The 13,803-nt window shown below is 31.9% G+C and carries 12 protein-coding genes, 1 pseudogene and 1 CRISPR repeat array; of the genes and pseudogenes, 8 read left to right on the top strand and 5 right to left on the bottom strand.

The window, feature by feature from the left end:
- Positions 1-175: 175 nt before the first annotated feature.
- A pseudogene (cas2, locus tag PW52_RS06225) lies at positions 176-519 on the top strand (CRISPR-associated endonuclease Cas2).
- A 175-nt stretch (positions 520-694) separates the two neighbouring features.
- A CRISPR array of direct repeats spans positions 695-1,500; the repeat unit is 46 nt; unit sequence CCTGTGAATTATCCATAAAAATAAAGAACTGAAAGCAATTCACAAC.
- A gap of 326 nt (positions 1,501-1,826) precedes the next feature.
- Here the strand turns inward: cas2 and rsmD are convergent.
- From rsmD to PW52_RS06210, 3 genes are read right to left on the bottom strand one after another with little or no spacing between them, the layout of a single operon-like run.
- Entirely contained in the window at positions 1,827-2,369 is a 543-nt protein-coding gene (rsmD, locus tag PW52_RS06220; protein ID WP_044632058.1) for a 16S rRNA (guanine(966)-N(2))-methyltransferase RsmD, read from the bottom strand.
- Entirely contained in the window at positions 2,369-3,196 is an 828-nt protein-coding gene (locus PW52_RS06215) for a DUF3822 family protein (RefSeq protein ID WP_044632057.1), read from the bottom strand. Before PW52_RS06215 ends, rsmD begins: the two co-directional genes overlap by 1 nt.
- The gene (locus PW52_RS06210; protein ID WP_205618125.1) at positions 3,180-3,917 is read right to left on the bottom strand and encodes a hypothetical protein; all 738 of its coding nucleotides are present in this window, start codon (positions 3,915-3,917) and stop codon (positions 3,180-3,182) included. Before PW52_RS06210 ends, PW52_RS06215 begins: the two co-directional genes overlap by 17 nt.
- Before the next feature lie 130 nt (positions 3,918-4,047).
- Between PW52_RS06210 and PW52_RS06205 the strand changes: the two genes are divergently transcribed.
- Genes PW52_RS06205 through PW52_RS06175 form a run of 7 tightly spaced genes read left to right on the top strand, consistent with a single transcriptional unit; the run spans position 4,048 to position 9,816 of the window.
- Complete coding sequence (locus tag PW52_RS06205; RefSeq protein WP_044632056.1) at positions 4,048-5,475, top strand: ATP-dependent DNA helicase; 1,428 nt, start codon at positions 4,048-4,050, stop codon at positions 5,473-5,475.
- A 3-nt stretch (positions 5,476-5,478) separates the two neighbouring features.
- The gene (locus PW52_RS06200) at positions 5,479-6,054 is read left to right on the top strand and encodes a DUF4126 domain-containing protein (protein ID WP_044632055.1); all 576 of its coding nucleotides are present in this window, start codon (positions 5,479-5,481) and stop codon (positions 6,052-6,054) included.
- A gap of 39 nt (positions 6,055-6,093) precedes the next feature.
- On the top strand, positions 6,094-6,822 hold the full coding sequence (kdsB, locus tag PW52_RS06195) for a 3-deoxy-manno-octulosonate cytidylyltransferase (protein ID WP_044632054.1): 729 nt from the start codon (positions 6,094-6,096) through the stop codon (positions 6,820-6,822).
- Positions 6,813-7,517, top strand: coding sequence for an HAD family hydrolase (locus PW52_RS06190; RefSeq protein ID WP_044632053.1), 705 nt, complete (start codon positions 6,813-6,815; stop codon positions 7,515-7,517). Before kdsB ends, PW52_RS06190 begins: the two co-directional genes overlap by 10 nt.
- A 1-nt stretch (position 7,518) precedes the next feature.
- Positions 7,519-8,136 (top strand): CatA-like O-acetyltransferase, encoded by a 618-nt coding sequence (locus PW52_RS06185; protein WP_044632052.1) that lies wholly within the window; start codon positions 7,519-7,521, stop codon positions 8,134-8,136.
- A gap of 45 nt (positions 8,137-8,181) precedes the next feature.
- Positions 8,182-9,264 carry an iron-containing alcohol dehydrogenase family protein gene (locus PW52_RS06180; protein ID WP_044632051.1) on the top strand — a complete coding sequence of 361 codons (1,083 nt, stop codon included), beginning with the start codon at positions 8,182-8,184 and terminating at the stop codon, positions 9,262-9,264.
- Complete coding sequence (locus PW52_RS06175) at positions 9,265-9,816, top strand: 1-acyl-sn-glycerol-3-phosphate acyltransferase (RefSeq protein ID WP_044632050.1); 552 nt, start codon at positions 9,265-9,267, stop codon at positions 9,814-9,816.
- A 156-nt stretch (positions 9,817-9,972) separates the two neighbouring features.
- Here PW52_RS06175 and PW52_RS06170 read toward each other — a convergent pair whose 3' ends face one another.
- Both PW52_RS06170 and PW52_RS06165 read right to left on the bottom strand, forming a co-directional pair.
- Entirely contained in the window at positions 9,973-12,570 is a 2,598-nt protein-coding gene (locus PW52_RS06170) for a zinc-dependent metalloprotease (protein ID WP_044632049.1), read from the bottom strand.
- A 102-nt stretch (positions 12,571-12,672) separates the two neighbouring features.
- Positions 12,673-13,659: a Gfo/Idh/MocA family protein gene (locus PW52_RS06165; RefSeq protein ID WP_044632048.1), complete on the bottom strand. Its 987-nt coding sequence runs from the start codon at positions 13,657-13,659 to the stop codon at positions 12,673-12,675.
- Between the last annotated feature and the right edge of the window lie 144 nt (positions 13,660-13,803).

Genomic DNA, 13,803 nt, shown 5'->3' with positions numbered 1-13,803 from the left:
AGTTTCCCTCCTCATAAGGAGGGATTAAGGGAGGTGTTAAATATATAACAACCAAATAAAAACTAATATATTTTATAAAATGTTATAAAATCACACTAAGCGCAGTCGAAGTGTAATTAAAGAAACAAAAAGCGATTATAAAGTAATAATCACTGTAATAACTAATAATTGGTATATGAAAAACCGATTAAACCGTTTAAACCAATACCGTTGCATGTGGGTTTTAGTATTTTTTGATTTACCAACCGAAACATTAACCGAACGAAAAGTAGCCGCAAGATTTAGAAAAAACTTGCTTAACGATGGGTTTAATATGTTTCAGTTTAGTATTTATATGCGCCATTGCCCAAGTAGAGAAAATGCAGTAGTACATATAAAGCGTACAAAAAATGCATTACCAAAAAAGGAAAGGTCTGTATTATGCAAATAACCGATAAGCAATTTGGGATGATGGAGCTATTTCATGGCAAAAAAGAAGTAGAAAAGGAAACACCGAACCAACAACTGGAATTGTTTTAATATGTTTAGCGTAACTAGTTTATGTCATGTTGAACTTGCTTGTGCTGAACTTGTTTCAGTAACTCAGCATCTCATAAACCTACAGCACAAGAGAAGTAATCCTAATAAATGCTAGAGATATGCAAATCTATTGATATGGATAAAAAACAGAATACCAGAATGTTACATAAAGTATCCTGTGAATTATCCATAAAAATAAAGAACTGAAAGCAATTCACAACCAAAGCCATACGATGTTAGGTGTAGATGCTCCTGTGAATTATCCATAAAAATAAAGAACTGAAAGCAATTCACAACATAACGACCAATTAATCGATTTAGGTTTTGCCTGTGAATTATCCATAAAAATAAAGAACTGAAAGCAATTCACAACAGAATCTTATAATATTTCGCTTAACGGTATCCTGTGAATTATCCATAAAAATAAAGAACTGAAAGCAATTCACAACTTTCGTCAATTTGTTTTTTGTAACGCTTTGCCTGTGAATTATCCATAAAAATAAAGAACTGAAAGCAATTCACAACTAAATCATTTACTTTACATAAAGTTACAGGCCTGTGAATTATCCATAAAAATAAAGAACTGAAAGCAATTCACAACCGAGTCGTTGCTTTCGTTATACGCAGCATCCCTGTGAATTATCCATAAAAATAAAGAACTGAAAGCAATTCACAACTTAAAAATTAACCGCGAAGGAACTCAAGCACCTGTGAATTATCCATAAAAATAAAGAACTGAAAGCAATTCACAACTTGTATATGTTCTTTAATCATTCCCATCGACCTGTGAATTATCCATAAAAATAAAGAACTGAAAGCAATTCACAACTTGTTAGTAATTATTCTTTCAATCTTATTTCCTGTGAATTATCCATAAAAATAAAGAACTGAAAGCAATTCACAACTATAAGCAGTCATACATTCTTTACAATGATCCTGTGAATTATCTATAAAAATAAAGAACTGAAAGCAATTCACAACTATTCTACGTCCAGAACTCAAACTTTTTAACTTTTGAATTATCCATAACCCTTCGTCTGCGCTCAGGACAAGCTTAAAGAACTGACCAAGCGTAGCGACCGATGAACACATTAATTCAAAATAATATTGGTGAATAAAGCAATTCACAACGCAAACCTTATACTTGGCGTGTTACCATTACCTGTGAATTATTCATAAAAATAAGAAAAATACCAATCGCAGCTACTAACCAATGTAAAATTTCAAAGAACACAGTTGAATAAATCAATCATTAATAATACGGATATCATTAAAGAAATCTATTTATTAGTTAATTGTTTTAAAACTTAACCTTCCACCTCAAAAAAACTAAACACATTACCACCATAACTTTTTAAATAACTAAAATTTTCAACGTTATTTAACTTGGTGTGTTTTGAATGTTCTACTATTAACATGCCGTTTTCGCTAAGTAAATTATTTGCAAAAACTAGCTCTGGAATTTTGGCGAAGTCTTCATCGGAGAAATTATAAGGAGGATCGGCAAAAATAATGTCGTAACTGCCCGAAGCTTTTTCTAAATACTTAAACACATCACTTTTAATGGTGTTTATAGGCATATCGAACTTGTTAGCTGTTTGATTTATAAATTTTATGCAACCAAAATCTTGGTCTACACAAGTAATGTGTTCTGTTCCTCTTGAGGCGAACTCGTAACTAATGTTACCTGTTCCAGCGAATAAATCGAGTACAACAACATCTTGAAAATAGTAATTATTGTTAATAATATTAAATAAAGATTCCTTCGCCATATCTGTAGTAGGGCGAACAGGTAAATTTTTTGGCGCAATAATTTTGCGGCTTTTATATTGTCCGGAAATAATTCGCATTAAAAACTGGAAATTATACTATAGTTACTATGTTTATGTTTTGGTTGTGCATCGATGGCGTATCTATATGCGTCTTCTCGGTCTCCAAAAAATATTAATCGGATGTATTTGTAGGCTATTACGTATAAATCATCATAGGCATCAATTTCGCCTAAAAATATAAGGTTTACCGTTTCTGGACTTAATTGTAATTGCTCTAAACAAAACAAAATGTAATAAATAAAATCTTCTTTAGTGTTATAAAAAAAAGAATTGTAAAGTTGTAATTTTTTATTTTGCACAATGGCAATTTCAAAATGGTCTTTACTTACATTAACATATGCTTTTGGCACTAAATAGTTTACATCAGTTTTTAAAATAGATTCAATTAAGATGGTAGAAATATGCTTATAGGTGAATTTTCCAAACTTATCATAAATAAAATTGTTAATATTTATGTAAGGCACATAAACACTAACACTATCGTTCACATCTATATCATCAAAGGTTATAAAATCTGATTTTAAAATTTTAGTGTTAAATTTTAAGTAATCAGCTAAGTAGTCTTCATTAAATAATGGTTTTGGTACTAATGCTGACAATTCGTTGTCATGAATTACAGAAACCCCAGAAAAAGAACCATTTAAAGCAGCTTCTGTATTAAACTCATTTTTTAAAGCGTCCAGAACGCCAAAAGGATTTTGTTTTTTTGCAAATGTTATATCCTTTAAAAAAGTAACGGTATTAGTGTCTCGGTTTAGAATACAAAAAGAAAGTCCACTCAAACTTATTTGAATGGACAATTCTGTATTTGTTAATTTGGTTATTTTCTTATTCTGCAGCGCCATAAGTTTTAGGCCAGTTACCAATTGTTTTAACCTCGTCCATAGAACCTACTTTTAACTTGTCTCCGTTAACGCCATCAACCGAAACCACTTGTTTTTCTTGAACTAATAAATCTTTGTCCTGATCGAATAAAATTACATCTTTTGAAACCGATGCTTCAAAAACAGGGATATTAATTTTGTTTTGCATTAAAAAGCCAGATTCCATTTTAAACTTAGCGCCTTCTTCACCAACAGGTACATTCATCATGGTTTTATAGCGATTAGAGTTTTTAAATAAAGAATCTTTTACTGGTACATAACCTAAAGTATCAATTAATACAATTGATTTTTTCATATCAACTCCAAACTGCTTTGTTAACACTTCATCAATTACTGAAGAATCACGACGTTGAGTAATAGTAAATTGCGCGGTATCTATAAATTTAATTAAGCCATCAAAATTATCAGCAAATTTACCAGTTACCGTTTTATGTGCCAACTGCGAATCTCTAATATCTTTTAAACTTTCAATTACAACAGCGTAACGCTTATTTTTTTCTTTGTTAAATTTAATTGGTTCGTAAACCGACATATACGTTTTATAACCTAAAAAGGCAATTAAAATCCAAAGCAGTATGTTAATAAAGGGTTTTAATTTTGAGGGGATAAATTTGTCAATTAACCAAACTAAGCCAATTGTACCTAAAATCACTGCAACTGCAATAAGAATGAATGTTAACATAATATGTTTTTAATTTTGTAAATTATTAATTGGTGTTTAGCAAATCTACAATTTTTTTTTAATCGTAAAAGCTAATAGGAGTAAAAATCATTTTTATCTTTGAATAATTTATAAAACGTTCTCGTATTAAATGACCGCTCCAGAATTCTACAAGCTTCTAAAACAACATTTTCCGTTTAAAACAACCTTAAAACAAGACATTGTATTACAACAGCTTGCAGAGTTTATTTTTAACAAAAACAATAATGCATTATATGTTTTAAAGGGATATGCAGGTACGGGAAAAACTACAATTGTAGGTACTATTGTTACTAATTTATGGAAAGCTAAAAAAAGTGCTGTACTAATGGCACCAACAGGAAGGGCTGCAAAAGTAATCGCAAATTATTCTGGAAAGGAAGCTTTTACAATTCATAAAAAAATATATTTTCCTAAAAAAGATCGTGGTGGTGGGGTTAAGTTTGTGCTACAACCTAATAAGCATAAAAACACCATTTTTATTGTAGATGAAGCGTCTATGATTCCGGATACGCCTGGTGATTCTAAATTATTTGAAAACGGTTCTTTGCTCGACGATTTAATGCAATACGTATATGCCGGACATCAATGTAAACTGTTATTAATTGGTGATACGGCACAGTTACCTCCTGTAAAATTAGATATTAGTCCTGCGTTAAACGAAAATACTTTGGCGCTAAATTACAATAAGGACGTTACTAAAATGGAATTAGATGAAGTTGTTCGGCAGGAGCAAGGTTCTGGAATTTTGGCCAATGCCACAGTGTTACGCGACCATTTAGCTCACGATTTTTACGATGAGTTTAAATTTAATATAGAACCGTTTGATGATATTATACGTTTAATTGATGGCCATGAAATTATGGATGCCATTAACGATTCGTATAGCGATCATGGTAAAGAGGATACCGCCATAATTGTACGAAGCAATAAACGCGCAAACTTGTACAACCAGCAAATAAGAAACCGTATTTTATTTAATGAAAACGAAATTACGGTTGGAGATTACTTAATGGTGGTAAAAAATAATTATTTCTGGATTAAACCAACCACCGAAGCCGGATTTATTGCCAATGGCGATATTATTGAAGTGCTAGAAATTTTCAGTATTGTGTCTCTTTATAGTTTTCGTTTCGCGGAGGTAAAAGTACGCATGGTAGATTATCCAAAAATGCAACCTTTTGAAACCGTTTTACTTCTCGATACTATTGATGCTGAAACACCATCGTTACCTTACGAAGATTCTAATAGGTTATATCAAGAAGTAATGAAAGATTATGAGGAAGAAACCGCTAAGTATAAAAAGTTTTTAAAAGTTAAAGCCAATAAATATTTTAATGCCTTACAAGTTAAGTTTTCGTACGCAATAACCTGTCACAAATCGCAAGGTGGGCAGTGGAATACCGTTTTTATCGAGCAACCGTATTTACCAAATGGCCCAGATAAAGACTATATGCGTTGGTTGTACACGGCCGTTACACGTGCCAAAGAAAAATTGTATCTTATTGGTTTTAAAAACGAATTTTTTGAAGAAGATTAAATTATGACAGCAGAAACCGTAATTAGTATTTGTTTAGGCATTGGTTTATCAGCATCGGTAGGGTTTCGTGTATTTTTACCATTATTTGCTTTAAGTTTAGCCGCTTATTTCGATGTTTGGGCATTAAACGAATCTTGGCAATGGGTAGCCAGTACGCCAGCATTAGTTACACTTGGTGTAGCTACTTTGGTTGAAGTGTTTGCCTATTTTATACCTTATGTTGATAATTTACTTGATAGCATGGCCATACCTTTAGCTGCTTTGGCAGGAACCGCTGTTATGCTGTCTACAGTAGCCGATTTAAGTCCTGTTATTACTTGGGCTTTAGCCATTATAGCAGGTGGCGGAACAGCTTCGATAGTTGCGGGTTCTTCGTCTACAACACGGTTGGCATCAACAGCAACAACAGCAGGTTTAGCCAATCCTTTAGTGGCTGTAGTAGAAACAGGAACTTCGGTGGTGATGTCGGTGGTTTCAATTTTTCTTCCTTTTTTAGCTTTGGTATTAGTAGTCGTTATTTTCTTCATCATTTATAAAATCTATAAAAAGTTTAAGAAACCAGTAGCTAAAACCTCTTAAAATTTAAGTATTTTTGATATTCAATATTTTTAATTTCAAATGAAAATTATTTCAATGATTCCCGCAAGATATAGCGCATCGCGTTTTCCAGGGAAGTTAATGCAAGATTTAGGTGGAAAAACAGTAATTCGCAGAACTTACGAGGCTACTGTTAAAACGAAATTATTCGATGATGTTTTTGTAGTTACCGATAGCGATATTATTTATAACGAAATTGTAAATAATGGCGGAAAAGCAATTATGAGCAATAAAGCACACGAATGTGGTAGCGACAGAATTGCCGAAGCAGTTGAAAATTTAAATATTGATGTGGTAGTAAATGTACAGGGCGATGAACCTTTTACAGATGAAGAATCGCTTAAAAAACTCATTAACGTGTTTAAAAATGATACTAAAAATGAAGTAGATTTAGCATCATTAATGGTACATATTACAAACGAAGACGAAATTAATAATCCCAATACGGTAAAGGTTGTAATAGATCAAAGTGATTTTGCTCTATATTTTTCGCGAAGTCCAATTCCGTATCCGCGCGATAAAAATGTAAACGTTAAGTATTTTAAACATAAAGGGGTTTATGCGTTTAGAAAGCAAGCCTTGTTAGATTTTTACAACTTGCCCATGCAAACTTTGGAAGCTTCAGAAAAATTAGAACAACTTCGTTATTTAGAATATGGAAAACGTATAAAAATGGTAGAAACCGATATTGAAGGTATAGAGATTGATACACCAGAAGATTTAATTCGAGCAAATAAACAATGGAAATAAATTACGATAAAATTAAAGTTATAGGATTTGACGCCGATGATACCCTTTGGGTAAACGAGACGTATTTTCGTGATGCCGAAACTGAATTTGGTAAGTTGTTATCGGAATATGAAACACCAAATAAACTAGAACAAGAGCTTTTTAAAAAAGAAATAGAAAACTTAGGGTTATATGGTTACGGCGTAAAGGCATTTACATTATCAATGGTTGAGTCGGCTCTAGAACTTTCTAATTATAATGTTAAACCTAAAACTTTAGAAAAGGTTTTAAATATTGGTAAAACAATGCTTAATCAACCTGTAGAATTATTGGATGGTGTAGAAGAAGTTTTAGAAATATTATCGAAAAAATATAAACTTATTTTGGCTACAAAGGGCGATTTGTTAGATCAAGAGCGAAAATTAGAAAAGTCTGGTTTAACCAACTATTTTCATCACATAGAAGTTTTAAGTGAGAAAAAAGAAGAGAATTATTCAAAACTTTTAAATCATTTGGATATTAATCCATCTGAATTTTTAATGGTAGGAAATTCTTTAAAATCAGATGTTTTACCATTAGTAAATCTAAAAGCAAAAGCTATACATGTTCCTTTTCATACCACATGGGCACACGAGCAAGTAACGGCAAGCGAAACTACTGGAAAAGAATATAAAACTATTAAATCGTTAACCCAATTATTAAATATTTTAAACTAATTTGGAGATTATTGATACAAATACGTGGGAACGAAAACAAGTTTTCGAGCATTTTTCAAGTTTTATCGATCCTTATTTTGGACTTACAATACCATTTAATGTAACAAAAGCATATCATTATGCGAAAAATAATGAGGTAAGTTTTTTTGTAAAATATTATCACGATTGTTTAAAAGCTATAAATTTGGTAGAAAACTTAAAATATAGAATTGTTGATCATAAAGTGGTGAAGTACCAGGTTATTCATGGTTCAACAACCATTATGCGCGAAAACAAAACGTATGGATTCTCATTTATAAAGTTTAATGAAGATTTAAATAGTTTTATTAAAAATTTTGAAGCCGAAAAACAACGTATAAATCAATCAAATGATTTGTTTCCACCAACAAATTCTCTAGATTGCATACATTCGTCTGCAATACCATGGATAAATTTCACAGGAGAGAAACAACCTGTTTCGGGTAAACCAGATTCAGTACCAAAATTTGCTTTTGGGAAAGCACAAAATGTAAATGGAGAGCATATCATGAATGTATCTATTCATGTAAATCACGCTTTAGTTGATGGATATCATGTAGGGTTATTTGCTAAGAAATTTCAACAGTTTTTAAACCAATAGAAATTAAATAAATGGTATTTTTACCATTAGAAAACAAAATTATTAATGAATTATAAGAACTTTCCAATGGTGCCAAGAGTTATTTTTGGCAGAGGTAGTTTTAATCAAATAAACGATGTTTTAGCCCCAAAACGCAAAAGCATTAATGCGCCATTTATTTTTTTAATAGATGATGTGTTTCGTGGTAACCCATGGTTAACGTCACGAATTGAGTTAGCATACGACGATAAAATTATTTTTATTCCAACAAAAGAAGAACCAAAAACCGAACAGATTGACACCTTAGTTGAAGAAATAATATTACAAGCTAAAGAGCGCCCATCGGGAATTATTGGTATTGGTGGTGGTACGGTTTTAGATATTGCAAAAGCGGTTGCTATTATGATAACTAATAGTGGTGAAGCTAAAGATTACCAAGGTTGGGATTTGGTTAAAAATCCCGCTATTTACCATGTTGGTATTCCAACAATTTCAGGAACAGGAGCAGAGGTTTCACGTACAACAGTACTAACTGGGCCGGAAAAAAAATTAGGAATAAACTCCGATTTTACGCCTTTTGACCAAGTTATTTTAGATTCAGAACTTACTAAGGATGTTCCAAAAGAACAATGGTTTTATACTGGTATGGATTGTTATATTCATTGTATCGAATCGTTAACGGGAACGTTTTTAAATGAGTTTAGTAAAAGTTACGGTGAAAAGGCATTCGAATTGTGTAAACAAATATTTTTAGATGATACTCTATCGAAAAGAGATTCACAAGAAAAACTTATGATGGCTTCATGGCACGGTGGTATGAGTATAGCATACTCTCAAGTAGGAGTGGCGCATGCTTTAAGTTATGGACTTGCATTTTTATTAGGCATTAAACACGGTATTGGAAATTGTATAGTATTTGATCATTTAGAAGATTTTTACCCAGAAGGTGTAGCCCTTTTTAAAAAAATGAAAGCCAAACATGATATTGAATTACCTCAAGGAATATGTGCTAATTTATCGGATAATGACTTCAATACCATGATAAAAGTTGCCTTAGGGTTAGAGCCTCTTTGGGAAAATGCACTTGGTAAAAATTGGCAAAACATTGCTACACCAGAAAGACTTCGTTCGCTATACGAAAAGATGTAGATGCAAAAACTAGCCAAATTTATTTATTTCAAACTTTTAGGTTGGCGTATTGTAGGTAACACTAATATGTCTAAAAATGATGTTAAAAAGGCAGTTGTAGTAGCGGTACCACACACCAGTTGGCACGACTTTTATATAGGCGTTTTACTTCGAAGCGTTATTAATATTAAAATTAGCTTTGTCGGAAAAAAAGAACTATTTATTTTTCCTTTCGGACTCTTTTTTAAAGTTATGGGTGGCACTCCTGTTAATAGAACAAGTAACGAAAATAAAGTTGAAGCTATGGCTAAACTCTTCGAAGACAAAGAAGAATTTAGAATCACTTTGGCCCCAGAGGGTACTAGGAAAAAAGTAGAGAATTGGCGTTCAGGTTTTTATTACATAGCTAAAATGGCGAATGTCCCTATAATTATGGTTACTTTCAATTTTAAAGATAAACAAAATAAAATATCAGAACCTTTCTATCCAACAGAAAATAAAGAAGCTGATTTTAAGTTTATGGAGAACTTTTTTAAAGGAGTTAAAGGAAAGGTTGATAAATATTCGTATTAAATTAAAATCAAATAGTATGGCACTGTTTTTGTTTTTTAATTAACAGATTCGTGAAACATAAAGTAAACAAGTATTTGTCCCTAAAAAGAAACATGAATAAAAAAACAAAAGCTACTTTTTAAAAGTAGCTTTTTTGTTTCGAGAAAACATTTATGATTATTTTATCTCTTTTATTGCATTATCAATTAATGTTCGCAAATGCTGCTTATGTGCTTTGGTAGAAATATTTCCACTAACTGATGCCATATTTCTAATAATTTTTAGGTTATACAATGCCATTGATTTCGCATTATTAGTATAACTTCCACTTTGTTTACCTGTTAAAATATTGATAAGCATATTGGTGTATTCTAATTGTAAATTCTGTCTAAACGAATTAACATTTCCGTAAATATCTGCTTTAAAAATAGCATTGTTTAAATCGCTCATAAATTTAGAAAGCACGTATTCGTTTCCATAAAGTTCTGAATCTGTGATACGCTGTAACGTGTTATAATGTAACAAATGATTTAAAACATTTTTCTGATAGCTTAAAACTTGCTCGTGAATTTTAGGGTCTTCAGGGCCACTAAAAAAATTAAAACCACGACGTTGAAGCGCTAAATAGTTGTATAAATCGTTTGGCGCATTAAATGCATTGGGTGCAAAAACATATTTGTTTAAAGCAGCCATAGCTCTTTTTTGGTCTTCTAAGCTAACAGGAGTATATGGTTGTTTTGCATTTTCTTGACCTGCCATTGCACGTTCTACATAAACACCACCAATTTGTCTTGAGATAATGTTTGCAGCTCCAGCTTTTTGACTGCTTAGTAAATAATAAACACGACGCAATTCCTGATAAGATTCACCATCTTTTATAAAACGTTGTTTTGCTGTTTTCATTAAGTCGTTAGATAGTTCAATTCTATCAATCGAGTAGGTGATAGGATCGTTAGATTGATCGTTAGTCATTACTCTAGGGTCTATAGCTTTTCCAGGAGATCGCATATCATCTGCATCGTTACCAAAAATAAGTTCAGGTTTGGTAGATTGGCTTAATAAGACCTGCTTTTCATTTTCATTTTCAAAAGGTGTGTAACCAAATTGAATGGCCCAAGCATCGTAAGGTCCAACAGCGACATCGTCATATTGTCCTTGTTTACTTCTGTCTTTTGTAATGTTTAAAGTAGCATAATCCATTACAGAACCTGTTAAACATTTACCTTCAATAAATTCTGGCGTAGCCAATTGTTCTGGAGAATATAAATAGCTCGCTTTCATGTTGTGATTAAGTCCTAGAGTATGCCCAACTTCGTGCATAATTAAGGCCAACATCGACTCTTTCTTAATGCGTTCCATTTCTAAATCTGATGCGCCTGTTGCCGAAGCCACGGCGTTTGCGAACATAACATCTTGATGCATTAAGTGTCCTAAAGAACAATATTTATAATCAGTTTCATGAGTATGTTCATTTTCAAACGATTCATTTTCGGCTGCTAAATTATAAAGTTTATCGTATAATACACGATTTGTAAAATGCACAAACTCCAACATAATATCGGCGCCTAAAATTTGGCCTGTTTTTGGGTTAACAAAACTAGGACCATAACCGCCAAAAGGAGGTCGTGGTGAAGACGTCCAGCGTAAAACATTGTAACGAATATCACCAGCATCCCAATTAGCATCATCTGGCTGAATTTTAACTACCATGGCATTTTTAAACCCAGCTTTTTCAAAAGCAGTATTCCATTGTAAAACGCCTTGTTTAATAGTTTCTCGCCATTCTAATGGTGTCGAATTTTCAATCCACCAAGTAATTGGCTCAACAGGTTCAGACACTGCTAACTCAGGATTTTTTTTAACTAGATGCCAACGATGTACCAAATCACGATACGGTGTAGAGGTTGTAGATGTTTGGTCTTCAACTTGTGTTGTAAAATATCCAACGCGTGGATCTTCCAGCAATATTTCATAATCGTTTTCAGGCATTTCGATTAAGCTATGAAATACTTTTATACTAACATGACGTCCATCTGAAACCGCATTGGACCCTTTATTTAAAATTGAAGGTGATGAGTATACGTACTCTACTTCCAAATTGGTGTTTTCTGGATAGTTTTTTATGCTTTTTATTTTAGATTTTCCTTTATCTAAATTTCCTAGTTTAAATGAAGTAGGCGGAGTCCCAGGACGGTTTGCAGGTTTTATTTGAGAAAATGTTTCTTTTAAAAACAAATCATCTGCTTTAATTAAGTATAAACTGTCTTTTTTATTATAAGCTTCAATTTTTAAACTAACCATATTACCTTGGCTGGTATTTGCATCTTTTGATTTAGATAGAGGGCTTTCTGGGTCGAAATAAAATGATGTGTTTTGTGTTACAAATTCAATTTTATTGAAATATTTTTCAACTCGAAAAACTTTTGATCCACGGTATGATCCTCTATTAATACGTCCAGCATCCATAACACCGTCGGCTATTTGACTAAAGTAAATAAACTCTTTTCCGATTTGATTTTCAGAGATTAGCATGTGTAATGATCCTGTTATAGTGTCTTGATAAACAGGAAATAGACCGTCAATTTTTTTACTAGATTTTACTAAATCTATGATGGTTTTTTCTTTTGATTTTTTTGGAGCAGATGCTACTGCTTCTGTTTTATCCTTGCTTTTCTTCTTCTTTTTATTTTGCGCCTCTATAATAGGAGCATAGAATAAAGCGGATGCCAATAGCAGCACTGATAAAAACTTGAGGTTTTGGTTTTTTAGTTTCATTAATACATTTTTTAGAGAAAAAATCAATTCTCATTGAATTTAATGCAGTAAATGTATTAAATATATAGTTTTTATATATTGAATAAAAAGTTAAATATTAAACTATTTGTTAATTTGCCCTAATATACTATGCATAACCCAACTAGTATGTAAGGCAGTTTTACCTGTTGATGGATGTTTGTCTGTATTATTAATTAAATCATTACGCATTAATTCTACGTGATGGAGTTGAATGTGTTTCGGGTTTTTAATAAATAGCTCCTCATTTTTTGTTTCAGACTTTAAAATAATAGGATTTTCATGAAACACTGAGAACTCAATAGTTCCTTTGCTTCCATAAATTATTTTTTTATCCACATGGTCATTACAGCCAAAATTCCATGTTCCAGAACCCGTAATACCATTTTTATGAAGCCATGATGCTGTAACAGCATCTAGAGCAGTGTATAAATTTTGCTGATTTGTAACAATACCTTTTGCGGTAGAAATATCACCAAGCAAATAAGTAAATAGATCTAATTCATGACTTGCTAAATCGTCGAAATAACCAGCTGAGGCTAATTTTTTATCGGTACGCCAATTGTAATTGCCGGATAAATCAGTTTGACTGGGAGGTTTACTTAAATGAGAAGAAACATGCCTAATCTCACCTATAAATTTATTATCTAACCATTCTTTAATTTTTAAAAAACGTGGTAACGAACGTCTATAATATGCAATAAATAATGGTAAGTTTTTTGATTCAAAAGCATTAATAATTTCTAATGCATCATTATAAGTTGGAGTAATTGGTTTTTCAATACAACATGGTTTTCCAGCAGCCGCAACTTTCAAAGCATATAATTTATGCGTATCAGGTGGTGTTGCAATATAAACAGCATCAATTTCTGCATCATTAATTAAATCATTGGCATTGGTGTAGGTTTTTTCAACATTATGTCTGTTGGCATAATCTTGTAGTTTTTCCTTATCTCGACGCATAACAGCTTTAAGATTAAAACCTTTAATTATGTAATATGGAGGCCCACTTTTAACTTCAGTTACATCTCCACAGCCTATAATACCCCAATTTACTTGTTCTCTTTGCATGATTTAACCTATTTAATATTTTATTAAATTCAAAAGTATAATATCTATTATAAAAAAACATAAATTTAAAACCACATTTATAGAAACTTCTTAAGTAGGTGTTTTATTAAATAAATTTATTTTTAAGCCAAAAAAAAGCGGTTA

This window comes from Neotamlana sedimentorum, assembly GCF_000943565.1.
GTDB lineage: Bacteria > Bacteroidota > Bacteroidia > Flavobacteriales > Flavobacteriaceae > Neotamlana > Neotamlana sedimentorum.
Note: the sequence above shows the minus strand (reverse complement) of the source record. Positions and strands in the feature narration are given on the sequence as shown.